Annotated in this window: 22 protein-coding genes; 15 read left to right on the top strand and 7 right to left on the bottom strand. The window is 68.4% G+C overall.

The annotated features are described in order from the left end of the window. Positions 1 to 859: 859 nt before the first annotated feature. The 10 genes from AC1DB8_RS08740 (at position 860) to AC1DB8_RS08695 (ending at position 12138) form a co-directional block, all read left to right on the top strand. Entirely contained in the window at positions 860 to 1924 is a 1065-nt protein-coding gene (locus AC1DB8_RS08740; RefSeq protein WP_476892782.1) for a hypothetical protein, read from the top strand. Positions 1925 to 1930: 6 nt separating this feature from the next. Further along, positions 1931 to 2923, top strand: a complete 993-nt coding sequence (locus tag AC1DB8_RS08735) for an HAD-IIA family hydrolase (RefSeq protein ID WP_476892781.1) — start codon at positions 1931 to 1933, stop codon at positions 2921 to 2923. 10 nt (positions 2924 to 2933) lie between these two features. After that, the gene (locus AC1DB8_RS08730; protein WP_441418928.1) at positions 2934 to 3182 is read left to right on the top strand and encodes a hypothetical protein; all 249 of its coding nucleotides are present in this window, start codon (positions 2934 to 2936) and stop codon (positions 3180 to 3182) included. Continuing rightward, positions 3179 to 4003 (top strand): TlyA family RNA methyltransferase, encoded by an 825-nt coding sequence (locus AC1DB8_RS08725; protein WP_476892780.1) that lies wholly within the window; start codon positions 3179 to 3181, stop codon positions 4001 to 4003. Before AC1DB8_RS08730 ends, AC1DB8_RS08725 begins: the two co-directional genes overlap by 4 nt. A 13-nt stretch (positions 4004 to 4016) precedes the next feature. Then, positions 4017 to 5054, top strand: coding sequence for an NAD kinase (locus AC1DB8_RS08720; RefSeq protein WP_441418926.1), 1038 nt, complete (start codon positions 4017 to 4019; stop codon positions 5052 to 5054). A gap of 3 nt (positions 5055 to 5057) precedes the next feature. Then, complete coding sequence (gene recN / locus AC1DB8_RS08715) at positions 5058 to 6794, top strand: DNA repair protein RecN (protein WP_476892779.1); 1737 nt, start codon at positions 5058 to 5060, stop codon at positions 6792 to 6794. A 73-nt stretch (positions 6795 to 6867) separates the two neighbouring features. Continuing rightward, positions 6868 to 8634, top strand: a complete 1767-nt coding sequence (locus AC1DB8_RS08710) for a CTP synthase (protein ID WP_476892778.1) — start codon at positions 6868 to 6870, stop codon at positions 8632 to 8634. 27 nt (positions 8635 to 8661) lie between these two features. Continuing rightward, positions 8662 to 9324: an NUDIX domain-containing protein gene (locus AC1DB8_RS08705; RefSeq protein ID WP_476892777.1), complete on the top strand. Its 663-nt coding sequence runs from the start codon at positions 8662 to 8664 to the stop codon at positions 9322 to 9324. Then, positions 9324 to 10349 carry a site-specific tyrosine recombinase XerD gene (xerD, locus tag AC1DB8_RS08700; RefSeq protein ID WP_476892776.1) on the top strand — a complete coding sequence of 342 codons (1026 nt, stop codon included), beginning with the start codon at positions 9324 to 9326 and terminating at the stop codon, positions 10347 to 10349. Before AC1DB8_RS08705 ends, xerD begins: the two co-directional genes overlap by 1 nt. Before the next feature lie 151 nt (positions 10350 to 10500). Further along, the gene (locus tag AC1DB8_RS08695; protein ID WP_476892775.1) at positions 10501 to 12138 is read left to right on the top strand and encodes an HNH endonuclease signature motif containing protein; all 1638 of its coding nucleotides are present in this window, start codon (positions 10501 to 10503) and stop codon (positions 12136 to 12138) included. Positions 12139 to 12160: 22 nt separating this feature from the next. Here AC1DB8_RS08695 and AC1DB8_RS08690 read toward each other — a convergent pair whose 3' ends face one another. Then, complete coding sequence (locus AC1DB8_RS08690) at positions 12161 to 12655, bottom strand: N-acetyltransferase family protein (RefSeq protein WP_476892774.1); 495 nt, start codon at positions 12653 to 12655, stop codon at positions 12161 to 12163. Between the two features lie 118 nt (positions 12656 to 12773). Between AC1DB8_RS08690 and AC1DB8_RS08685 the strand changes: the two genes are divergently transcribed. The 4 genes from AC1DB8_RS08685 to AC1DB8_RS08670 all read left to right on the top strand — a co-directional run bounded on the left by AC1DB8_RS08685 (position 12774) and on the right by AC1DB8_RS08670 (position 15633). Beyond that, positions 12774 to 13277, top strand: a complete 504-nt coding sequence (locus AC1DB8_RS08685) for an RNA polymerase sigma factor (RefSeq protein ID WP_476892773.1) — start codon at positions 12774 to 12776, stop codon at positions 13275 to 13277. A 2-nt stretch (positions 13278 to 13279) separates the two neighbouring features. Next, the gene (locus AC1DB8_RS08680) at positions 13280 to 14071 is read left to right on the top strand and encodes a hypothetical protein (protein WP_476892772.1); all 792 of its coding nucleotides are present in this window, start codon (positions 13280 to 13282) and stop codon (positions 14069 to 14071) included. Positions 14072 to 14103: 32 nt separating this feature from the next. Continuing rightward, positions 14104 to 14604, top strand: a complete 501-nt coding sequence (locus tag AC1DB8_RS08675) for an NUDIX domain-containing protein (protein WP_476892771.1) — start codon at positions 14104 to 14106, stop codon at positions 14602 to 14604. A gap of 159 nt (positions 14605 to 14763) precedes the next feature. Then, positions 14764 to 15633, top strand: a complete 870-nt coding sequence (locus AC1DB8_RS08670; protein WP_441418916.1) for a hypothetical protein — start codon at positions 14764 to 14766, stop codon at positions 15631 to 15633. Between the two features lie 82 nt (positions 15634 to 15715). Here AC1DB8_RS08670 and AC1DB8_RS08665 read toward each other — a convergent pair whose 3' ends face one another. The 4 genes from AC1DB8_RS08665 to AC1DB8_RS08650 form a co-directional block, all read right to left on the bottom strand. Beyond that, positions 15716 to 16855, bottom strand: a complete 1140-nt coding sequence (locus AC1DB8_RS08665) for a bifunctional 2-methylcitrate synthase/citrate synthase (protein ID WP_441418915.1) — start codon at positions 16853 to 16855, stop codon at positions 15716 to 15718. Between the two features lie 62 nt (positions 16856 to 16917). Further along, positions 16918 to 17820 carry a methylisocitrate lyase gene (gene prpB / locus AC1DB8_RS08660; RefSeq protein ID WP_441418914.1) on the bottom strand — a complete coding sequence of 301 codons (903 nt, stop codon included), beginning with the start codon at positions 17818 to 17820 and terminating at the stop codon, positions 16918 to 16920. Beyond that, positions 17820 to 19340: an MmgE/PrpD family protein gene (locus AC1DB8_RS08655; RefSeq protein WP_476892770.1), complete on the bottom strand. Its 1521-nt coding sequence runs from the start codon at positions 19338 to 19340 to the stop codon at positions 17820 to 17822. Before AC1DB8_RS08655 ends, prpB begins: the two co-directional genes overlap by 1 nt. A 10-nt stretch (positions 19341 to 19350) precedes the next feature. Continuing rightward, entirely contained in the window at positions 19351 to 19992 is a 642-nt protein-coding gene (locus tag AC1DB8_RS08650; RefSeq protein ID WP_441418912.1) for a GntR family transcriptional regulator, read from the bottom strand. A 183-nt stretch (positions 19993 to 20175) separates the two neighbouring features. Here AC1DB8_RS08650 and AC1DB8_RS08645 point away from each other — a divergent pair, with 183 nt between their 5' ends. Further along, the gene (locus tag AC1DB8_RS08645; protein ID WP_476892769.1) at positions 20176 to 22095 is read left to right on the top strand and encodes a propionyl-CoA synthetase; all 1920 of its coding nucleotides are present in this window, start codon (positions 20176 to 20178) and stop codon (positions 22093 to 22095) included. A 56-nt stretch (positions 22096 to 22151) separates the two neighbouring features. On the opposite strand, the gene AC1DB8_RS08640 is transcribed toward AC1DB8_RS08645, so the two are convergent. Next, on the bottom strand, positions 22152 to 22871 hold the full coding sequence (locus AC1DB8_RS08640; RefSeq protein ID WP_441418910.1) for a response regulator: 720 nt from the start codon (positions 22869 to 22871) through the stop codon (positions 22152 to 22154). Then, positions 22868 to 24589, bottom strand: coding sequence for a sensor histidine kinase (locus tag AC1DB8_RS08635; RefSeq protein WP_476892768.1), 1722 nt, complete (start codon positions 24587 to 24589; stop codon positions 22868 to 22870). The genes AC1DB8_RS08640 and AC1DB8_RS08635 overlap by 4 nt, the downstream gene beginning before the upstream one ends. Positions 24590 to 24604 lie beyond the last annotated feature (15 nt).

Below are 24604 nucleotides of genomic sequence, written 5' to 3'. Positions count from 1 at the left end.
CTTTGGCGGGGGACGAAACTCTGGCGGCGGTGGATTCCGTGGTACTAGCAACTCCGGGGGTGATCCCCGCGGTTTCCGCGCCAGGGACGAGCGTTCGGCCGGATCGAAGCCGGCTGGCGACCGGAAGCCGTTCAGCGGTGCCGGTGGCGATCGTGATCGGAAGCCGTTCAGCGGTGGTGGCGATCGTGATCGGAAGCCGTTCAGCGGTGGTGGCGATCGTGATCGGAAGCCGTTCAGTGGTGGTGGCGATCGTGATCGTAAGCCTTTTGGCGATCGTCCGTCGCGTGAGGGCGGGGAGCGTCGCAGCTTCGGCGCAGATCGTGATCGTAAGCCGTTCAGTGGTGGTGGCGATCGTGATCGGAAGCCGTTTGGTGATCGTCCGTCGCGTGAGGGTGGGGAGCGTCGCAGCTTCGGCGCAGATCGTGATCGTAAGCCGTTCAGTGGTGGTGGCGATCGTGATCGTAAGCCGTTCGGCGACCGTCCGTCGCGTGAGGGCGGGGAGCGTCGCAGCTTCGGCGCAGATCGTGATCGGAAGCCGTTCACCGGCGGCGATCGTGATCGTAAGCCGTTTGGTGACCGTCCGTCGCGTGAGGGCGGGGAGCGTCGCAGCTTCGGTGGCGACCGTGATCGGAAGCCGTTCAGTGGTGGTGGCGACCGTGATCGTAAGCCGTTTGGTGACCGTCCCCCGCGTGAGGGTGGGGAGCGTCGCAGCTTCGGCGGCGACCGGGACCGTAAGCCGTTCAGTGGCGGGGATAATCGCAAGCCCTTCGGCAACCGCGAGGACCGTCCCGCTCGCAGCTTTGACCGCGCCGAGTCCGGTCCGCGCCAGTTCGGCCGTGACCGCGCCGAGGACCGTCCCGTGCGCGAGCCGAACGCCCGGGACCTGCGCAGCGCTAACCGCCCGGACCGTGAGCGTTCACCGCAGATCGACGAGGACGTCACCGGCAAAGAACTCGACCGGGCCACGCAGCACCAGATCAAGACCCTTGAAGACAACAGCGCCGAATGGGTGGCACGCCACCTCGTGATGGCCGGCCGCCTTCTTGATGAGGAGCCTGAGCTCGCCTTCCAGCACGCCCTGGCGGCGAGCCGCCGCGGCGGCCGCCTCGCAGCGGTCCGCGAAGCCGTTGGCCTGACTGCGTACGCTGCAGGACACTACGGTGAGGCGCTGCGGGAATTCCGCACCTACCGCCGGATCAGCGGATCCAACATGCACCTGCCGGTGATGGCCGACTGCGAGCGTGGCCTCGGCCGCCCGGATCGTGCCCTGGACATGGCCCGCTCCGAAGAGGCCAAGGACCTCGACGCTCCGGGCAAGGTGGAACTGGCGATCGTCGCGGCCGGCGCCCGTACCGACCTCGGCCAGCTCGACGCTGCGGTCTCCGAGCTCGAAATCGCGCAGCTGGACATCAACCGCGCGTTCTCCTACAGCCCGCGGCTCTTCCGCGCCTACGCCGATGCCTTGACGGCGGCCGGCCGCGACGCCGAAGCGGGGAAGTGGCAGCGCCAGGCCGTCGTCGCCGAGAAGGCCCTGGGCATGGGCGTTGACGAGGAGCCGGACATCATCGACCTCGGTTGGGACGAGGAAGAGGAAGCCCGCGAGGAAAAGGAGCGCCGCCGGATCCTGCAGCAGCAGTCCGAGCAGCAGGCCGCCGCCGCCGCCGGCGAGGCCGCACCCCGTGCCGCCGGTGCCGGAGCGGTGGCCGGCCTCCCGGAGACCGACGCGCCGCACTCTGCTGTTCGCGATCTTGAAGCCGGCTCCGACGACGAAGAGCCCGACTTCTTCGAATCCGACGACGCCGAATCCGACGAGGATTCCGTGGAAGCCGACGAACTGGAAGCGGACGAACTGGAACCTGTGGAGTCGGAATCCAGTGACGCCGACGCCGGGGAGTCCCACTACTCGGAACGCGTCGAGGACTAGTCCGCAATGGCCGAAGCTGAGCTGATTTCCCGGTTCGACGCGCTCCTCGCCGATTTGGACGGCGTCGTCTATGCGGGCCCGCACGCCATTCCCGGCGCCGTGGAGTCGCTCCGCCGCCTCTCGGAAATCGGCGTCGGGCTGGGTTACGTAACGAACAACGCCTCCCGTTCGCCCGCGGAGGTTGCACAGCACCTGCGCGAGCTCGGCGCCCCTGCGGAGGAGCAGCAGGTCGTGAGTTCGCCACAGGCGGCCGGCGAACTGCTGGCCTCGCTGCTGCCTGCCGGTGCCCGCGTCCTGATCACCGGTGGCGAGGCGCTGGCCCGCGAAATCGAACTCGCAGGGCTGGTGCCGGTCCGCAGTGAGGCCGAGGATCCCGTCGCCGTCGTGCAGGGTTTTCACCCGGATCTGGGCTGGAAGGACCTCGCGGAGGCATCTTACGTCGTTGCGGCCGGCGCCCTGTGGGTGGCCACCAATACGGACATGTCCATTCCGCAGGCCCGCGGTATGGCACCCGGCAACGGCACACTGGTTGCCGCCGTCGCCGCCGCCACCGGCCGGCAACCGCTCGTCGCGGGCAAGCCCGAAGCGCCGCTGTTCCACGCCGCCGCCAAGCGGCTGGCGGCCGACCGTCCGCTGGTGGTCGGAGACCGGCTGGACACTGACATCCTCGGCGGCAACAACGCCGGCTTCGCGACGGTGGCCGTGCTGACCGGTGTGGACACGAGGGAATCCATCCTCGCCGCGCGCACCATGGAACGCCCCACTTTCGTGATCAATGACCTCACCGACCTCTACCGCCCCTACCCGGCGGTGGAGCGCGACCCCGAGGGACGCTACCGTTGCGGAGCGGCTTCGGCGCTCGTCGAGGGGACCACGGTGCGCGTCAGCGGGGATCCCGCGGACCTCGACTCGTGGCGTGCAGCCTGTGCCGCCTGGTGGGCTGCGAACCCCGAAACTGCAACCGCCCTGGCGCCCGGCCTCGAGTGGCTGGATCACTAGACTGGAGAGCATGACCGAGCAAAGTTCTTCCACCGACGCCGATTTGGAAAGCGCTGACGCCCGGATCGACTGGCCTGCGCCCGCCGACGCCGCTGCTGTAGACGATCCGGCTGTAGATGCCTTGCTGGTGCGCCTGAACGCGCTGCCGGAGCTGCCGGTCGCGGACCACGGCGAGGTCTACGCCGGCCTGCACGATGAGCTGGCGGCAGCCCTCAACGAGGACGTGACCGGACAGCGTGCGGGGGACTCCCCGCAATGACCAGGCTTGATCAGGCCCTCGTCAGCCGCGGGCTGGCAAGGTCCCGCACCCATGCCGCGCGACTGATCGGCGAGGGCAAGGTCAGCTCTGGAGGCGAAGTGCTCGCCAAAGCCTCCTTCCAGGTCCAGGACGGCATGGCGCTTGATGTCGCCGCCACCAGCGAGGACGACTACGTCAGCCGCGCGGCCCACAAACTGGCCGGCGCCCTGGATGCCTTTCCCGCCGTCGAGGTTTCCGGCAAGCGCTGCCTCGACGCCGGAGCCTCCACCGGCGGCTTCACCGAGGTGCTGCTTCGGCGCGGCGCCGCGCATGTCGTCGCCGTCGACGTCGGGCATGACCAGCTGGTACCGCAAATCCGCAACGACGCGCGGGTCTCGGTCCACGAAGGGCTCAACGTCCGCTACATGACCCCGCAGATGATCGGCGGCCCGGCGGCGCTGACCGTGGCGGACCTGTCGTTCATCTCGCTGACCCTCGTGGTGGCGCCCCTCGCGGCGTGCACCGAGCCCGGCGGGGACCTGGTCCTGATGGTCAAGCCGCAATTCGAGATCGGCAAGGACCGGCTGGGCCGCACCGGCGTGGTCACCTCCGTGCGGGAACGCCGCATGGCCGTCGCCAAGGTGGCGTCCGCGGCGATGGACGCAGGCCTGGACCTGGCGGGCCTCGCGCAGAGTCCGCTGCCCGGCCAGGACGGAAACGTGGAGTACTTCCTGTGGATAAAACGCGGGATCCGGACAGACCTGCCTAAGATCGAGGAGCGGGACGCAGCCGTTGCTGCGTTACTCGGATCGATCTGGCCAGAGCAGCACGAGAAGCACTAGAAGGCGGAACCCGATGAGCAGGCGTGTCCTCATCCTTGCCCACACCGGCCGCGAGGAATCCCTCAAGGCCGCTTGGGAAGCGTGCGCCCAGCTGCATGCCTCCGGCCTCGTCGCGGTGATGCAGAAATCCGAGCTCGCCGACATGGTCAGGTTCTTCGGCCGGCTGGACCAGCCCGTCGAGGTCCTGCACGACCACGTCAAACTGCCGGACGTCGAACTCGTCATGGTGCTCGGCGGTGACGGCACTATCCTGCGCGCCGCGGAGCTGGTCCGCGAGGTGGACGTGCCGCTGCTCGGCGTCAACCTCGGCCACGTCGGCTTCCTCGCTGAGAGCGAGCGGGCAGACCTGGCCCAGACCGTGGAGTGGATCGCCAGCCGCCAGTACACGGTGGAGGAGCGGATGACCATCGATGTGCAGGTGTGGGTCCGAGGGCAGAAGATCTGGCACACCTGGGCGCTGAACGAGGCCGCCATCGAAAAAGGCAACCGTGAACGGATGCTCGAGGTGGTCACCGAGGTAGACGAACGCCCGCTCACCTCCTTCGGCTGCGACGGCGTCGTCCTTGCCACCCCCACCGGCTCCACCGCTTACGCGTTCTCCGCCGGCGGCCCCGTGGTGTGGCCCGAGGTCGAGGCGCTGCTGATCGTGCCGATCAGTGCCCACGCCCTCTTCGCCAAGCCGCTCGTGGTCTCGCCCAGGTCCCGGCTGGCCGTCGAAATCCTGAACCGCACCGACGCCCAGGGCGTGCTGTGGTGCGACGGCCGGCGCTCCGTGGACCTGCCGCCGGGAGCCCGCGTGGAAGTGACCCGCTCGGCCACGCCGGTAAGGCTGGCCCGCACCCACCAGACCCCGTTCTCCGGACGCCTGGTCCGCAAGTTCGAGCTCCCCATCCAGGGCTGGCGCGGTCCGGTGCCGCAGACCGACACCATCCACACCGGGCCCCTGCCGGTGGTGCGCACCCCGCGGCCCAGCCGCGCGCTGCCCACGCCCCGTCATGCGGGCCCCGGCGCGGATCCGGAAGCACCAACTGATCCCTCGACTGTGAAGTGACCCATGCTTGAAGAACTGAGAATCCGCGACCTCGGCGTCATCACCGACGCGACGCTGCCGCTGGGCCCCGGCCTGAGCGTGGTGACCGGCGAGACCGGCGCCGGTAAGACGATGGTGGTCACCGCCGTCGGCCTCCTGCTCGGCGCAAGGTCCGACGCCGGCGCCGTCCGCAGCGGGGCGAAAAGCGCCTCCGCGGAAGCCGTGCTGAAGCTCGACGCCGGGCACGCTGCGATCAGCCGGGCACGCGAGGCCGGAGCCGAGGTCGAGGAGTTCGACGGCGGCGCCGAACTGCTGCTCGCCCGAAGCGTGGGTGCCGACGGGCGTAGCCGCGCCTACCTCGGCGGCCGCGCCGCGCCGGTCGGAGTCCTCGCCGAGATCGGCGGGACGCTGGTGGTGGTCCACGGTCAGTCGGACCAGATCAGGCTCAAGAGCCCGGTGGCGCAGCGCGAAGCCCTGGATAAGTTTGCGGGGGAGGGCCTGGCCGGTTCCCTGGCCGCCTACCAGGAGCTGCACGGGCACTGGAAGGCCAGCCAGGCCGAGCTGGACGAACTCCGCAGTGCCGCCCGCGAACGGCTGCGCGAGGCGGAATCCCTCGAGGCAGCCCTTGCCGAGATCGACGCCGTCGACCCACAGCCCGGCGAAGACGAATCGCTGAAAGCGGAGGCCGTCAAGCTCGCCAACGTCGAAGAGCTCCGAATCGCAGCCAGCACCGCCCATCAGGCCCTCATCTCCGAAGACTTCGGCGAGGACGCCGATGCCACCACGCTGGTGGACGCCGCAAAGCGCACCCTGGAGCACGTCGCGGAACACGACGGCGAACTGGGCTCTGCCGCCGCCCGGCTGGCGGAGGTGGGCTTCCTGCTCAACGACATCGCCGGCGACCTGGCCAGCTACCAGGCCTCCCTCGACACCGAGGGGCCGGAACGCCTGGCCGAGATCGAGGACCGGCGCGCCGCGCTGGCCAAGCTGGTGCGTAAGTACGCCCCCAGCATCGACGAGGTGTTGCTCTGGGCGGAGCAGGCCCGGGCCCGTTTCGAAGAGCTCCAGGACGACTCCACCCGGATCGAGGCGCTGGACGCCGAGGTCGCCCGCTCCGAGGCCGACCTCCGCAAGCAGGCCGCGGCCATCAGCAAGACCCGGAAGAAGGCCGCCAAGGACCTCTCAGCCCGGGTCAGCGCCGAGCTGACCGCGCTGGCCATGGCCGACGCCACCCTGGTCATCAATGTGGACCCCGGTGAGCAGCTGGGCCAGTTCGGCACCGACGAGATTTCCTTCCTGCTGCAGCCCCACTCCGGCGCGCCGGCCCGGCCGCTGGGCAAGGGTGCGTCCGGCGGTGAGCTCTCCCGCGTGATGCTCGCCATCGAAGTGGTGCTGGCCGCCGTCGACCCGGTGCCGACGTTCGTCTTCGACGAGGTCGACGCCGGCGTCGGCGGCCGCGCCGCCGTCGAGATCGGCCGCCGGCTGGCCATGCTCGCCCGGCATGTCCAGGTCCTCGTGGTCACCCACCTGCCGCAGGTGGCGGCCTTCGCCGACCAGCACATCCGGGTCACCAAGACCTCGGTGCGCGGGGCCGACGGCGCGACGGCGACCGGCTTCACCTCCAGCGATGTCCAGTTGCTGGACGAGGCGGAACGGGTCCGCGAGCTGGCCCGCATGCTCGCCGGGCAGGAAGACTCCGAATCGGCCCGGGCACACGCGCAGGAACTGCTGGACGACGCGAAGCTGCTGCCGCAGGCCTGATCGATCTTCCGGCGCGCCGGGACTGGGATGACCATCACAGCGGTGATTTATCGACCCTAGGACGGCCGAATTGATGATAGGCTCAAATTCCGTGGTGCAGCGATCAAATTCCCGTGTAAATTCCCGGTTCCCGGGCTCGTCCAAGACGACCAAACACATCTTCGTAACCGGTGGTGTGGCGTCCTCGCTCGGTAAGGGACTGACGGCTTCGAGCCTCGGTCACCTCCTGCGGGCACGCGGCCTGTCTGTAACAATGCAAAAGCTCGATCCCTATCTGAACGTGGATCCGGGCACGATGAATCCCTTCCAGCACGGCGAGGTCTTCGTGACCGACGACGGCGCCGAGACGGACCTCGACATCGGCCACTACGAGCGCTTCCTCGATGAAAACCTTGAGGGCTCGGCCAACGTCACGACCGGCCAGGTGTACTCCACGGTCATTGCCAAGGAGCGCCGCGGCGAGTACCTCGGCGACACCGTCCAGGTCATCCCGCACATCACCGATGAGATCAAGCGCCGCATGCGGCTCCCCGCCGAGGGCAAGAACGCTCCGGACGTCATCATCACCGAAATCGGCGGCACCGTTGGCGACATCGAATCCCAGCCGTTCCTCGAGTCCGCACGCCAGGTCCGCCAGGACGTCGGCCGGAACAACGTGTTCTTCCTGCACGTCTCCCTCGTGCCCTACATCGGGCCCTCGCAGGAACTGAAGACCAAGCCGACGCAGCACTCCGTCGCTGCGCTGCGCTCCATCGGTATCCAGCCCGAGGCGATCGTGATCCGCTCCGACCGCGAGGTCCCGCAGGCCATGCGCGACAAGATCGGCCGGATGTGCGACGTCGACATCGACGCCGTGATCGGCTGCCCGGACGCACCGAGCATCTACGACATCCCCAAGACCCTGCACTCCCAGGGCCTGGACTCCTACATCGTCCGCGCCCTGGACCTGCCGTTCAAGGACGTCGACTGGACCAGCTGGGACAAGCTCCTCGAAGCCGTCCACAACCCCAAGCATGAGGTTGAGATTGCCCTCGTGGGCAAGTACATCGACCTGCCGGACGCCTACCTGTCCGTGACCGAAGCGCTGCGTGCCGGCGGCTTCGCAAACGACACCAAGGTCAAGATCCGTTGGGTCCCCTCGGACGAGTGCGCAACCCACGACGGTGCCGTCAAGTCCCTGGCCGGCGTGGACGCGATTTGCGTCCCTGGCGGCTTCGGCATCCGCGGCCTTGAGGGCAAGCTCGGCGCCCTGAAGTACGCCCGCGAAACCAAGCTCCCGGTGCTGGGCCTGTGCCTGGGCCTGCAGTGCATGGTGATCGAGTACGCCCGCAACGTGGTCGGCCTGGAGGGCGCCTCCTCGTCCGAGTTCGAACCGGACTCCAAGTACCCGGTCATCGCCACGATGGAAGAGCAGCTCGACATCGTCGACGGCAAGGGCGACCTGGGCGGCACCATGCGCCTGGGCCTGTATGAGGCGAAGCTGGACGAGGGTTCGGTCATCGCCGAGACCTACGGCACCACTACGGTCAGCGAACGCCACCGGCACCGCTACGAGGTCAACAACAAGTACCGCGAGCAGATCGCTGCCCAGGGCCTCGTCTTCTCCGGAACTTCGCCGGACGGCAAGCTGGTCGAGTACGTCGAGCTTCCCCGTGAAGTCCACCCGTACTACGTGGCCACGCAGGCGCACCCCGAGTTGAGCTCGCGGCCCACCCGCCCGCACCCGCTGTTCGCCGGGCTGGTCAAGGCCGCCCTGGACCGCCAGCACGGCGCGGGCCAGCCTGCCGCTGCCACTGGCAAGGCTGCGGCCGCCAAGTCGACTCCGGCAGAGTCAAAGTAACTCCCAACTGAATCAAAGGACGGCGCGATGCCCGGTAAGTCTGAGACCCCCAATGCTGCACGGCAGGTTTCGGATGAGCCGAGCCCGCGCCGTCTTTTGTCTTCCGAGAAGGTCTACAAAGGCCGGATCTGGGACGTTGTCAGCGACAGTTTCCAGCTGAGCGACGACGGCGAGCCACTGGTCCGTGATTACATCGACCACCCCGGTGCGGTGGCCGTGTTGCCCATGAACGACGACGGCGAGATCCTGCTGATCAAGCAGTACCGGCACCCGGTGGGCATGGCCCTTTGGGAAATTCCCGCCGGGCTGCTCGACGTCGAGGGCGAGGACTTCGTGGCCGGGGCAGCCCGGGAGCTCGCCGAGGAAGCGGACCTGGTGGCCGGGACGTGGAACGTGCTGGCGGACTTCTTCAACTCACCCGGTTCCTCCAGCGAAGCCATCCGCATCTACCTGGCCCGGGACCTGAGCGACGTCCCCGGCCACGAACTGCACGTCCGCACCGACGAGGAAGCGGAAATCGAGCTGCACTGGATCCCGCTCGACGCGGCTGTCTCGGCGGTGCTGGACGGACGGCTGCACAACCCCTCCGCCGTCGTCGGAATCCTCGCCGCCGCCGCGGCCCGGTCCGACGGGTTCCAGGGACTCCGCCCGGCCGACGCGCCGTGGCCGGCCCACCCCAGCCAGCGCTGATGACCGGACTGCTGGCGGCCGAACCTCCCGCCGCTGAACCTCCTGCCGCTGTCGAGCCCGCGGCGAAGCCGGCGCCCGCCCGCCCGCTGACCGCCGTCGACCGCGCCATCACCGACTACCTGCAGCACATGGGGGTTGAGCGCGGACTGGCCGCGAACACCCTTTCCGCTTACCGACGCGACCTGGCGCGCTACGCCCGGCACCTCGCCAGGGCCGGCCGCCAGCGCCCGGAGGAGATCACCCGGCGCGACGTGACCGGCTTCGTGCAGGCGCTCTCCGACGGGTCCGACGGCGGTTCCGCCCTCGGTGTGCGCTCGGCCGCCCGCACGGTTGTGGCGGTTCGCGGGCTGCACAAGTTCTGGGCGCTGGAAGGTGTCATGCCCGCCGACCCGGCCAGCGATGTGCACCCGCCGATGCCCGGAAAACGGCTGCCCAAGGCCATCACGGTCGATGAGGTGACCCGCATCCTGGAAGCGGCCGGAACCGACACTGCGACCGGACTGCGCGACCGCGCCCTGCTCGAGTTCCTGTATTCCACCGGGGCGCGCATCAGCGAGGCCGTGGGCCTCGACGTCGACGACATCTCGCTCCAAGGGGACGACGAGCCCGGCCCGGCGATTGTCCGGCTGTTCGGCAAGGGCTCCAAGGAGCGCTTGGTGCCGCTGGGATCCTACGGAGCACGCGCCCTGGACGCCTACCTGGTCCGCGGCCGGCCGCTGCTGGCCGCCAAGGGCAAAGGCACCCCGGCCCTCTTCCTTAACGCCCGGGGCGGCCGGATCAGCCGCCAAAGCGCTTGGACCATCCTCAAAGCCGCGGCCGAGAAGGCCAACATCACCAAGGACGTTTCGCCCCACACCCTGCGGCACTCCTTCGCCACGCACCTGCTCGAGGGCGGGGCCGATGTCCGCGTTGTGCAAGAGCTGCTGGGCCACGCGTCCGTAACCACCACACAGGTCTACACCCTGGTCACCGCTGACACGCTGCGCGAGATCTACGCCGCCGCGCATCCGAGAGCGCTGGGGTAGGCAACCGCCTCGACTGCCCGGCCTGACCGTCTACCCTGCCTGATCCGCCTGGCCTGCTTGGCCTGCCGGGCGTGCGGCCGGCAGCTTGCCGGCCGGCAGGATGCGACGCACCGCCATCAATAATGTCGGTGCTCGTTCGTAGGCTGGGGGTATGAAAAGCGGAGTGGCTTTCAACGCGCAGACTGGTGAGGCCCTGGCAGCCGTTGCCGACTCTGTCGCTGCGCTGGCTGCCGTCATAAGTGACGGCGAAGAGCATACCGATCCGCTGCGGGCCGTGGTCGATGGTTGCCTGGACGGTCTGGCCGAGGTGGCCCGGCTGGAGGCCCGGACAGAGGCACTGAAGGTCAGGCTCGCAGCGGCTTACCCGCAGGCCGCAGAAGCCCTGGCACAGCCCGCGGCGACGCCGCGGGATTCGACGGCGCAGGAGATGGCCGTGGTAGCCGAGGTCGCGTGTGTGCTGACCGTCAGCGAACGCAGCGCCGGCGCCCTCCTGGCCGAGAGCCAGGTACTGACGAGGTCGCTGCCGCTGACGTTGGCGGCCTTGCAGGCTGGAACGATCTCGTGGCAGCACGCCCGGATCATGGTCGACGAAGCCGAGGGCCTGGATCCGGCCGGGGCGGCGGCGCTGGAGGCCCACTTCCTGGACCCGGGGGCACCAGATCCGGCGCGTGGATGCCCGGCCGGGGAGTTGGCGCCGGGCCGGTTTCGGGCCAGGGCCCGTAGCTGGCGCGAACGCCACCACCCGGTCAGCGTAGAGTCGCGCCACACCAAGAGTTCGGGGGACCGGCGGGTCGAATACTGCCCGGACCGGGACGGGATGGCCTGGCTTTCGGCGTATCTTCCGGCCGACACGGCGGCCGGTATCTGGGAGCGGATCACCAGCGCGGCCCGGGCCCTGCAAAACCCTTCGGAGGTCCGGACCCTGAGCCAGCTCCGCGCGGACGTTGCCGCCACCTGGCTGCTGAGCAACGGGGGCGGCGAAGCGGGCTGCGGCGGGGGCGAGGCTGTGGCCGGGGATGTCCCGGCGCCGCGGGCACAGGTCCTGATCACGGTCCCGGCCCTCTCCCTGCTTGGAGCGACCGACGAACCTGCCATGCTGGACGGGCACGGACCGATCCCGCCGTCGATGGCCCGCCGCCTGGTCGCGGGCGGCGCCGATTCGTTCTACCGGGTCCTGACCGACCCGCGCGACGGCGCCCCGCTGGAAATCGGCCGCACCAGCTACCGCGTCCCGAAGGCCCTGCGGCAGTGGCTGCGCCTGCGTGACGGCAAATGCCCGTTCCCGGGCTGCAACAACCTGTCCCTGGACAACGACGCGGACCACCTCCTGGCCTGGGCCGACGGCGGCACCACCGGGATCGCCAACCTCGGCCAGCCCTGCCGCAAACACCACCGCCTCAAACACACCACCGCCTGGGCACCCACCCAAGCCAGCCAAGACCACCCGCCTGGCTGGACCTCACCGACCGGCCGGCACTACGCCAGCGAACACCAGGATTGGGAACCACCCCACCTGCCGACGCTCATTGCGGAGTCGGACAGCCAGTCCCACCAAGGACTGCCCGGGCATACGGGATACGGGAGTGTGCCCGCGCCGTTTCCAGAGGATCGTGCAGGCGAACATTTTGGACTGGAACTGCCGGAGGATCCCCTCCCGGACTGGTATGAATTTCCGGACTGGTATGAATTTAGGGCCGGGCACGAAATCCCTGCCGTTGAAGCAACCGACCCGGACTGGTCCTCGGCGATGGGAACCACGCTGGTAGGGCGCCTTCTCCAACCGGTCTGATCGACTAATCAACTGACGGTCCCTACCTCACCATGCGTGCGTCGACGATCTTTGGAGCCCCGGGGTCCCTCTGTTCCGTACCGTCGAAATCGAAGCCGTTGCGGCGATAGAACGCCACCGCACGGGGATTGTCTTTCGCGACCCACAGCATGGCCCCACCATCGCCCACGGTCGCATCCATCAAGGCCTGTCCCACCCCGGTGCCGTGGTGCTCCGCCAACACGTAAAGGCTGTAGAGCTGCCGGTCGCGGGGGAGTTGCTGGCCCTTCGCGTCGAGGCTGGGACCAGCGAACGCGAAGCCGATGATCTGTCCTCTGCTCTCCGCGATTCTGATAGTCCATTCCACGCGGGGGTTCCCGAGGACCCTGTTCCACATCTGGTGTCGGCTCCGGACATGCTCCTCGGTGAAGAAGTCCTCAGGAAGTAAGCGTGAGTAGGTCTCCCGCCACGTGGCCACGTGCAGATCAGCGATCTCAAGTGCCTCGGGCGGCGCGGGTTCGCGCAAAGTGAAGGGCATCACGACATCCTGCCAGAATTTCCGCTCCTGAATGTTTTTAGTGGCCGATGTAAGAAAAAACCCGTCGCAGGACACTTAGTCTTCAGGAAGAAGTCATCCGATGTCCGGGGGAAGCACCATGTTGGCTGCCAAAGAGCAAGCGTTTATTGACCTGCACACGCAACATTCAGTGCGGGTCTACCGCTACATTGCCTGCCGGATCAGCGACCGGCACCGCGCCGAGGAACTGGCTGCGGATGTCTTCAGGATTGCCTGGGAAAAGCAGCTGCCGGAACCACCCGGTATTGGCTGGCTGCTGGCGACCGCCCGGAACGTGATCGGCAACGAATACAAGGGCCGCCGTCGCCGCCAGGAACTGGTCGACCGGCTGGAAGAGGAGGCCCGCAGCCAGGTTCCAGGGCCGGACACTGAACAACGCGCCGCCGTAGCGGACGTTCTAGCGCGGTTGAGGGAGCGGGATCGCGAGGTCCTCATGCTCAGCTACTGGGACGAACTGAGCACCGCTGAACTGTCCCAGGCGCTGGGATGTTCTCCGTCCGCCGCTGCAGTCCGACTGCACCGGGCACGCCGGGCCTTCGCGAAGGCCGCGCCCACCCATCTCATGACCGAACGGAAGGACTAGCCATGGACCGCATCGAACAGCTCATGAAGGACGCCAAGCCGCGTGTCGGTGCACCGGGCGTGGCGCCGGGGAGCGATGCTGCCCGCTCTGCCGTCTTTTCTACGGATCCCAACATTGTCCAACTGGCCGGGCGCACACCCGCAGGGCGGACACCGGCACGACGCAAAACCGTCCGGGCCGCGGCGGCAACCGTGCTGGCCGCTGCTGCTGTAGTGGCCGCAGTGGTGATCGGAGGGAACCTGATGCCGCAATCGGCGCCCGGCCCTGCCCAGACCGGGGTCCCAACGGTGACCGCCTCCGCAAGCCCCGCATCGAGTCCTGCCGGCCCCTCACCAAGTTCGGCCACCCCGACGGCGCCCACGTCCACAGCCGCTCCCGCTCCAACGAGCGCCGCAGCTTTGAGCACCGGCGGCGTCGCGTGCACGCTGTCCAATATCGACCAGCAGCGCAATGACCAGACGCGTGCCATCGCGGCGATCCCCGCCGCCGAGCAGGCTTATTACACCGTGCTGGGCTGTGCTGACGGTTGGCTCGCCTACTCCATTTCCGATGATGGCGTCCGGGCGCTCAAGCTCGACGGCGGCAACGCGTGGTACAAGATTGCCAAGCTGCAAAACGGCCGTTTCCTCTGTGACGTTCGGCAGGAGTGGGCCTACGTCTTCAACTGGGAGTTCCAGGCGACGAACAACCAGGGACTCACCGCGCAGCAGGCCATGGACAAGGAATTCGCGGCCAAGGGAATTCCGGTCAAACTGCGGCCGAAGCTGGTCGGCGAGGGCCCGGCGGCCGGGTAACTTCGGTGCCGGCGGCTATTAGGCTGGAATACATGAACCTCACACCTGTGACCCTCTGCTTCCTGCTCCGCGACACGGCGGGCGGCGCGGAGGTGCTGCTGGGCCTGAAAAGGACCGGGTTGGGCGTCGGCAAGATCGTCGGCGTCGGCGGCCACGTCGAACCGGGGGAGAGCGACGCCGAGGCCGTGGTCCGCGAGGTCTGGGAAGAGGTCGGTGTCGTGGTGCTCCAGGAGGACCTGGTCCACGCCGGCAACGTCGAGTTCATCTTTCCCGCCCGGCCGGCATGGAACATGGCCTGCCGGCTCTTCACCACCCGGCGCTGGAACGGCGAACCCGCCGAAAGCGTGGAAATAACGCCCGAATGGTTCGGCGTCGGGGAGCTTCCGTTGCACCGCATGTGGCAGGATGCCGGGCACTGGCTACCACCGGCGCTGGCCGGCGAAACCATCGACGTCGTCGTGGTCCTCAACGAGGACAACGAAACGGTGGCGTCGATCCGCTACCCCTCCACGCAGAGGACCGCGCAAGGCTGAGGCCCGGCGCCCGCGACGAATATTTCCGCGACTCGAAACTCGGTGCGGGGAATGCCGCGGCTGGGCCGGTAGCCTAGGCTTCGAACATTGCTCAGCGGCGATCCAGGCACTTCCTTCGCTCGCCGGCAAGCGGCACACGGACCACATTGGGGGCAAGGCATGGATTCAAGCAAGCACGACCTTACGGGCGGGGAGTCCTACGACGACGAACAGCCGGCCGTAAACGGTACACGCCGACGCTGGCCGCTGGCGGCTGCCGTCGTTATCGTCGCGCTGGCGGCCGTTGCCGGGGGCGTCGCCGTCGCCGGCAATATGCGGCCCGCCGACCCGGCCCCCGCTGCGGCCTCGACGGCGGCAGTATCCACGCCGACCGAATCCGCTACCGTCACGACGGAACCGTCGCCCACCGCCACGGCGTCGGAATCCGCGACGCCGTCGGCAACCACAGCGCCCGCAACGGACGGGACGGTCAGCGGAGTCACCAACGGGCGTTACGTCAGCGCTTCGGCCGGGGTCTCGTTCACCTTGCCTGACCGTTGGACGGTAGAGGAATCCACGGACCGGCCCGCCGAGTTCCCGGGGACCAAAATCATCGTCTTCAACGAAGCCAGGATGCAGGTGGCCGAGCTTTACCACGGCGCCACTGGTGCAGTCGGCGGCGCCTGCGGTCCGGGTCCGTACAAGATGACGGAACTCGACACAGCGCCGGCCCTGGACACGCCGTGGGCCCAGGCCAGTGGAGTGCGGTTTTCCTACCGCGTCCTGGATATGCGGGCGGACGGCGGCGCCTTCGACTACCAGGTTGGACTGGTCGACAATGTGACCGGGCAAGTGAAGGACAGCTGCAAGATGTTCTCCTTCGTGTCCGGTGCGCCCAAGGGCACCCTGTCCTTTGCCGACCGCACCTTCCAAAGCCAGAGGAACGATGACCCCATCTTCAACTCGCTGGCGGAGGCCAAGGACTTTATGCGGAGCCCGGAGTACAAGAAGCTCAAGGCCATGATCCTCAGCCTGAGGATGCAGGGCTAGCCATAAAAAGCGCGGGCCGTCCACCTGCAGGAGGTGGGCGGCCCGCGCTTTTTTGTTGCTCGCACTGGCTAAGTCATGCTGTCTACGGCACGTGGCGTTCCTCGACACCGTTGTATTCGCTCAGCGGGCGGATCAGCGAGTTCGAGTCCAGCTGCTCCATGATGTGCGCGGTCCAGCCGGTGATCCGGCTGGCGACGAACAGCGGAGTGAAGGTGGGGGTGTCGAATCCCATCAGGTGGTACGTCGGTCCGGCCGGGTAGTCGAGGTTCGGCTTGATCGCCTTCGCCTCGTCCATCGCGGCCTCGAGTCCGTTGTAGAGCCCCAGCAGCTCCGGACGGCCGTAGTGCGCGATCATCTTGTCCAGGGCCGCCTTCATGGTGGGAACCCGGGAGTCGCCGTGCTTGTACACACGGTGGCCGAAGCCCATGACCTTCTTCTTGTGCGCCAGGGCATCTTCCATCCAGGCCTTCGCCCGGACCGCAGCCTCGTCGAGCGACTCCTCCTGCCGGATGCCGATCTCGTCGAAGGTGTGCATGACCGCCTCGTTCGCGCCGCCGTGCAGCGGCCCCTTCAGCGCCCCGATGGCGCCGGTCACGGCCGAGTGCAGGTCCGAGAGCGTGGAGGTGATTACCCGCGCCGTGAAGGTCGAGGCGTTGAAGGAGTGCTCGGCGTACAGGATCATCGAGACATTGAAGGCCTCCACTACTTCCTGGACCGGCTCCTCGCCGAAGGACATCCATAGGAAGTTGGCGGAATAGCCCAGGTCGTCACGGGGCTCCACCGCTGCCTGCCCGTGGCGACGGCGCTGGTCGTAGGCCACCACCGCCGGCATGGCGGCGAAGAGGTCCACGGCCTTGGCCATGTTGGCCTCCCGCGAGGAGTCCTCGGCGAGCGGGTGCCGGGCGCCCATCACCGACGCCGCGGTGCGGCAGACGTCCATGGGGTGCGAGGTGATCGGCAGCGCGTCGATGACCTGCTTGACGACCGGATCCAGGGCACGTCCCGCGCGCTCGGCGGCGGTGAACTCCGCCAGCTGCTCCGGCGTCGGCAGCTCGCCGTTCCAGAGCAGGTAGGCCACTTCCTCGAAACTGCACTTGGCGGCCAGCTCCTGGACGGGGTAGCCGCGGTAGAGCAGGGAATTGGTGTCCGGGTTGACCTTGGACACCGCGGTGTAGTCCACCACGACGCCGGCAAGGCCCTTTTTGATCTCATTTTCAGCCATGCTGAAACTCCTTTGTTCCTAACGCCTGTTGACCGGCCGGGGCCGGCAGTCCGGTGGGGGTGTCAGATGCCGGGGATCTGGAAATTGAAGACCCCGGTGTCAAAGCGGTTGTACGCCTCGTAGTCGACGAGGTCGTAGAGACGCGCACGGGTCAGCATGCTCGAAACCTGTGCCTCCTGGGTGCCGTCGGATTTGATCGATTCCAGAGTACGCTCAGCAGCGCCCATGGCACTACGGAGCAGCGTTACCGGGTAGATGACCATGTTGACGCCGACGCCGGCCAGCTCGTCGACCGTGAACAGCGCGCTCTTGCCGAACTCGGTCATGTTGGCCAGAATCGGCACGTCGACGGCGTCGCGGATGGCCTGGAACTCGCTGAGGTCCTTCATGGCTTCCGGGAAGATCGCGTCAGCGCCGGCTTCCACGAGGGCCTTGGCCCGCTGCTGCGCCGCCTCGAGCCCATCGGTGGCCCGGATGTCGGTCCGGGCCATGATCAGGAAGTTGGGATCCCGCCGGGCGTCGGCCGCGGCCCGGATCCGCTTGGTCGCGGTGTCGAGGTCCACAACGTTCTTGCCGTCGAGGTGGCCGCAGCGCTTCGGGTTGAACTGGTCCTCGATGTGGCAGCCGGCCAGGCCCGCGTTCTCGAGCTCCTGGATGGTGCGTGCGACGTTCATCGGCTCGCCGAAACCGGTATCGGCGTCGACGATCGAGGGCAGGTCCGTCATCCGGGCGATCTGCCCGGCCCGGGTGGCCACCTCGGTGAGCGTGGTCAAGCCGATGTCCGGCAGGCCGAGGTCATTGGCGAGGACGGCGCCGGAGATGTACACCCCGGCGAATCCCTTTTCCTCGATCAGCCGGGCCGAGAGCGGGTTGAACGCACCCGGGAACTGCTGGATTGTCCCGGAAGCAAGCAGCTCCCGGAACCGGATCCGCTTCTGCTCCGGCGTGGTCTTCGAATACAGCATTAGAAGAGTCCCTTCGGGGCGGCTGCCAGGTCGATCACGCCGTCGGCTGCCTTGATGTTGAGCTGGTCGAGCTCGCCGGCGGCGAGTTCGGGAAGCCGCGCGGCGGCGGCCAGGAAGCGCTCGATCTCGTCCTCGGCCACGAGGCCGGCGGCGAGGGTGCGGAACTTGTTGACGTACTGCTCGCGGGCGAACGGCCGGGCGCCCAGCGGGTGCGCGTCGGCGACGGCGATCTGGTCGGTGATGACGGTGCCGTCCTTGAGCGTGATCTCCACGGAGCCGCCGAAGGCCTTCTCCGCGATGTCCAGCGAGTGGTAGCGGCGGGTCCATTCCGGATCCTCGACCGTGGTCACCTTGTGCCACAGCTCCACCGTGTCCGGGCGGCCTGCGCGCTCCGGGGCGTAGGAATCGACGTGGTGCCAGGCCCCGTCCTGCAGGGCCACCGTGAAGATGTACGGAATGGAGTGGTCCAGGGTTTCCCGGCTTGCCGTGGGGCTGTACTTCTGCGGGTCGTTGGCGCCGGAACCGATCACGTAGTGCGTGTGGTGGCTGGTCTTGATCAGCACGGACTCGACGTTGGCCGGGTCGGTGACCTCGGGGTGCTCGCCGTGCAGCTTGCGGGCCAGGTCAATCCACGCCTGTGCCTGGTACTCGGCGGAGTGTTCCTTGGTGTAGGTGTCCATGATGGCGCGCTTGGCTTCGCCGTCCTCGGGCAGCGGCACCGTGTAGTTGGCGTCGGGGCCATCGAGCATCCAGGCGATGACGCCGTCTTCACCTTCGTAGATCGGCACCGGGGAGGTCTGGCCGCGCATGGCACGGTCGGCGGATTCAACAGCCATCTTGCCGGCAAACGCGGGGGCGTGGGCCTTCCAGGTGGAGATCTCGCCCTTGCGGGACTGGCGGGTGGCGGTGGTGGTGTGCAGCGCCTGGCCGATGGACTGGAAGATGGTCTCGACGTCGAGGCCCAGCAGGGTGCCGATGCCGGCGGCGGCGGAGGGGCCCAGGTGCGCTACGTGGTCGATCTTGTGCTTGTGCAGGCAGATGGCCTTGACCAGGTTGACCTGGATCTCGTAGCCGGTGGCGATGCCGCGGATCAGGTCCTTGCCGCTGGAACCGACGTGCTGGGCGACGGCGAGGATCGGCGGGATGTTGTCGCCCGGGTGGGAGTAGTCCGCGGCCAGGAACGTGTCGTGGTAGTCGAGTTCGCGGACGGCGACGCCGTTGGCCCAGGCCGCCCATTCCGGAGCCACGCGCTCCTCGATGCCGAACACCTTCGAGCCCTTGCCGCCGGTGCTGGGACCGTGGGTGAGTGCCTGGGCGCGGGCGGCGACGATCGGGGCGCGGTTCAGGGAAGCGATGGCCACCGAAGCATTGTCGATGACGCGGTTGATCACCATGTCGGTGACCTCGTCGGAGACGGCGACGGGATCCGCGGCGACCTTGGCGATCTTGTAGGCGAGCTGGTCCTCGCGGGCCAGGTTTTCCTCGCTCTTGTAAACGCGGACGTGGTGTTCCTTAACCATGGTGCTCCTTCTAGTGAGGTACGTGGGTGGCTTTGACGTGGGAAAGGCTTCGGTGCAGATGCAGCGTGGTGGCGGCCTCGGCGAGCCGCGGGTTGCCGGCGGCGATGGCTTCGGCAATGGTGGCGTGCTCGGCGGCCGCTGCGGTGAGGCGCTCGGCGTCGTCGGCCGCCAGCCGGCGCACCCGGACCAGGTGAACGCGCAGGCTGCGCATGGCCTGGACCAGGTAGGAGTTGGAAATAGCGGCGTCGATGGCCGCGTCGAGCCGCCCGACCAGGCTGTAGTAGTCATGGCGTGCGGGGTCTGTGCCATTGATCAGCTCCGGCGCTCGCAGGAGCTCGCGACGCAGTTGCTCGAATGTCGCCGCATCGCCGCGCTCGGCGGCCAGCGCCGCGGCCCTGCCTTCGAGGGTTTCGCGCAGTTCGAAGAGTTCGTCAATGTCCTCGAGGGAAATGTCGGTAACGACGACGCCGCGGCCGCCCGCCGTCGTCGTCAGCCCTTCCGCGCTGAGCCGGCTGAGGGCCTCGCGCAGCGGGGTCCGCGAGATGCCGAGCCGCTCGGACTGTTCGACTTCGGCGAGGACTGTTCCCGGCAGGAGACGCCACTCGATGATGTCGTCGCGCAGGGCGGCGTAGGCCTTGTCACTGGCGCGCATGATGGTCTCCTTCCTCGGCTGACCCGTCCAGTGTATACACAATCGGCAGAATAGCCCACACTTTCCGGCCCTAATCAGCAAAAAGAGCCAGATCCAAGTGTCCGCTGTATACACAGCCCTTGTGGAAGGACCCCAGCAGGGCTACCATGAGCTGCATCACAACGTCGTGGACGGGATTACTTCATGGTCACCAAGAGCTACCGGGACAGTTACCAGCGCAGCGTTGAGCAGCCGGAGGACTTCTGGCTTGAGGCCGCCGGGAAGATCGACTGGAGCACGCCGCCGGGCCGGGCCCTCGACTCCAGCCGCGCGCCGCTTTACAGCTGGTTTCCCGACGGCGTGCTGAACACCTGCTACAACGCCCTGGACCGCCACGTGGCGGAGGGCCGCGGCGGCCAGGACGCCCTGATCTACGACTCCGCCATGCTGGGCACGCAGCAGCGCTTCAGCTACGCCGAGCTCACCGACCTCGTCGCTCGCTTCGCCGGGGTGCTGCGCAGCCACGGCGTCGGCAAGGGCGACCGCGTGGTGATCTACATGCCGATGATCCCGGAGGCCGCCATCGCCATGCTGGCAACCGCCCGGCTCGGCGCGATCCACTCGGTGGTCTTCGGCGGTTTCGCGCCTAAGGAACTCGCCGCCCGCATCCGGGACGCCGACCCCGCCGCCGTGGTCACCGCCTCCGGCGGAATCGAGCCCTCGCGGCGGATCGAGTACCTCCCGGCCGTCGCCGAAGCGCTGGAACTGGCCGGCGCGCCGGAGACCCCCGTGCTGGTCAAGGCACGGGAAGGCTTCACCGCGTCCGCTGCAGACCACGCCGGTTGGCTGGACTGGGACACGGCGATGGCGTCCGCCGAGCCCGCCGCCCCGGTCGAGGTCGCAGCCACGGACCCCCTCTACATCCTCTACACCTCGGGCACCACCGGGTCACCCAAGGGCGTGGTGCGGGACAACGGGGGCCACGCCGTCGCCCTGAGCTGGACGCTGGAGGATATCTACGACGTCGGCCCCGGCGACGTCATGTGGACTGCCTCCGACGTCGGCTGGGTGGTGGGGCACTCGTATATTGTTTACGGGCCGCTGCTGGCCGGCGCCACCACCGTGATCTATGAAGGCAAGCCGGTGGGCACCCCGGACGCGGGCGCGTTCTGGCGGGTCATCCAGGACCACAAGGTCAACGTGCTGTTTACCGCCCCTACCGCGTTGCGGGCCATCCGGAAGGCCGACCCCGAGGCGAAGCTGCTCGAACAATACGACATCTCCAGCCTGCGCACCCTGTTTGCGGCGGGCGAGCGGCTGGACACGGACACGTTCCACTGGGCGTCGCGCGTCCTCGGCGTGCCCGTGGTGGACCACTGGTGGCAGACCGAGACCGGCTGGGCCATCTGCGCCAACCCGCGCGGCCTGGACGGGCTGCCGATCAAGGCCGGTTCGCCCAGCGTTCCGATGCCCGGCTTCAGGCTGCGGATCCTGGACGGCGCGGGCGACGAGGTGGAACCCGGCACCGAGGGGAACATCGTCCTGGGACTGCCCCTGCCGCCGGGCACGCTGACCACGCTCTGGCGCAACGACGAACGCTACATCTCCTCCTACCTGCAGGCCTTCGAGGGCTGCTACGCCACCGGCGACTCCGGTTACCAGGACGAGGACGGCTACCTCTTCGTGATGGGCCGGACCGACGACATCATCAACGTCGCCGGGCACAGGCTCTCCACCGGCGCCATGGAACAGGTGATCGGCCAGCACCCGGCCGTTGCCGAATGCGCTGTGATCGGACTCGCGGACCCCCTCAAGGGCCAACGCCCCAGCGGCTACGTGGTCCTCAAATCGGGGGTGGACGTGCCGGAGGAGATCCTGGTCAAGGACCTGATCGCCCTGGTCCGGCGCGACATTGGCGCCGTGGCGGATTTCAAGCACGTCACGGTCGTGGAGGCCCTGCCGAAGACCCGCTCCGGAAAGATCCTGCGCAAGACCATGCGCCAAATCGCCGACGGCGACGACTATGTGGTGCCCTCCACGATCGAGGACGCCGGCGTGATCGACCAGCTCCTGGAGACGCTGCGGCCCGGCGCCGTGGGCACCCGCCCGTCAACGGCGTCCTAGTCCGCCAGTTGGGTGAGCTGGCGCCGCGGGGGAGAGGCATGGGGCCAGGTGTAGGGCTACGACGCCGGCCGGCTCCAGCGGTACTCGTTCTCCGGCCGGCCGGGGGCGCCGTAGCGTGCGGTGCGTGACACCGTACCGGCGTCCGCGAGGTACTCGAGGTAGCGGCGGGCCGTGACGCGGGACATGCCCAGTGCTTCCATCACCTCGCTGGCCGACACCGCACCGGCCTGCAGCTTCATGAAGTCCTGCACGGAATCCAGTGTCGAGGCGGACAGGCCCTTGGGCAGCGGCAGTTCGGAGGGCGCCCGCAGGCTGGCGAAGGCCTGGTCCACGTCACTCTGGGACGCCCCGGCGCCGGTACCGCCCGGGCCGGGGGAGGCCAGCTGTTCACGGAACTGCCGGTAGCTGCTCAGCTTGTCCGCGAACGTGGCGTAGGTGAACGGCTTGATCAGGTACTGCACGACGCCGGTTGCCACGGCGCTGCGGACGATGTTCAGCTCCCGCACCGCCGTGATCGCGATGATGTCCGCAAAGAGGCCGGCGGCACGCATCCGGCGGGCGATGTCCAGCCCGTGCAGGTCCGGCAGGTTCATGTCCAGCAAGACCAGTTCCACGGGCTGCCCGGCGGCTGACAGGTCCGTCATCAGGCGCAGGGCGGACTGCCCGTCCGGGGCAGACCCGGCCAGGGTGAAGCCCTCGAGCCGGCCGATGTAGGCGGCGTGGGCGGCCGCGGCGATCGGCTCGTCCTCGACGACGAGTACGCGGATATCGCTCATTGCTGTTCCTCTGCTGTCCCGGCTGGTTCTTCCCTGGCGCCGTCCGTGGCGCCTCTCGCCGCGCCTGCCGCTGCAGCCGGTGCCGTCGGCAGGGTGACACGGAACAGTGCCCCGGCCGGGCTGGTGATTGTCATGCTACCGCCCAGGCGCTGCACGGCCTGGCGGACCAGGGCCAGCCCGAGGCCGCGCCCGAAGGGACCCGGAGCCTTGGTGCTGAAGCCGTGCCGGAAAACATCCTCCACGGCGTCCGGATCGATGCCGGGGCCGCTGTCCTCCACCGTGATCTCCAGGGCTCCGCCCGCCGAGGAGACACTCAGCTCCACGAGGCGCGGCGGTGGCGCATCGGCCGCGGCGTCGATCGCGTTGTCGAGCAGGTTGCCGAGGATGGCAACGAGATCCTGGACGGCCAGTCCGGTGACCGCCGTGGAGCCGTCGGTGGTGAGGATGAGTTCGACGCCGCGTTCGTGCGCCTCGGCGGCCTTGCCCATGACCAGGGCGCCGAGCACCGGCTCCTCGAGGGAGCTGACCAGGTCATCGGTCAGCCGCTGGCTCAGCTCCAGGTCGTTGGTGGCGAAATCCAGTGCCTCGTTGCCGCGGCCCAGTTCCATCAGGGACACGATGGTGTGCAGCCGGTTGGCGTGTTCGTGGGTCTGGGCGCGGAGGGCGTCGGAGAGCGTCCGCATGGTCTCCAACTCGCTGCCGAGCGACTCGATTTCGGTGCGGTCCCGGATGGTGGCCACCGTGCCGTAGACGGGGGTACCGGAGGCCGCCGGCCGCTGCCGGGCCGCGGGGGAGCGGGGCCCGACCGCGGGGCCCTGGTTCACCACCAGGACACGCGGGCCGGTCAGGTGGATTTCGTCCTGGGCGGTCCGGCCGGATTCGAAGAGTTCCTTGAGGCTGGGGGCCAGCGGCAGTTCCGCCAGCGACGGCGCGTCCGGTCCGCGGCCGCCGGAGGACCCGCCGTCGACGGCGCGGGGCGGCACCCCGAGCAGCGCGGCCGCCTGGTCGTTGTACATCACCACCTTGCCCTTCGGGTCAATCAGGATCACCCCCTCGCGGACCGAGTGGAGCACCGACTCGTAATAGGCGAACAGCTGCGCCAGCTGCTCCGGGCCCCAGCCGCGGGTAACCCGGCGGAGGTAGCGGCCCAGCAGCCAGGAGGCCACCGAACCGCCGGCCAGCAGAGCCACTGCGATCGCGAGCAGCGCCGGCAGGCGGCCGGAAAACGCGACATCCACCGTCCCCACCGTCACGCCCGCCGCCACCAGGGCCCGGACCTTGCCGTCGGCGTCCTTGACCGGGGCGATCGTCCGCACGGACGGTCCGAGCGTGCCGGCCATGATCTCGGTGAAGACCTCGCCGCGCAGGGCCGCGTCGATCGAGCCGATGTAGGGCTTGCCCAGCTCCTCGTTGCGGGGATGGGTCCACCGGGTCCGGTCCGGCGCCATGATCGTGATGAAGTCCGCGCGGGCGTCCCGCATCACCTCCAGGGCGTAGGGCTGGAGCCTCGCCGAGGGATTGGGGGCGCTCGCCGCCTGCAGCACCAGGGGGTTGTCTGCCACCGCGGTGGCGATCCCGGCCATCCGCCGGCCGGCTTCCTCGTAGGCGTGGTCGCGGGCGTCGACGAAGGTGGCCGTGCCGACGACGGCGGTCAGGGCCAGCATGAACAGCAAGTGGGCCACAAACAGCCTGCGGGCGATGCTCCAGTGATGGATCAACTGCACCTTCCATGA

Source organism: Arthrobacter sp. 10N410 (assembly GCF_056394945.1).
This window is presented reverse-complemented; position numbering and strand designations above follow the sequence as displayed.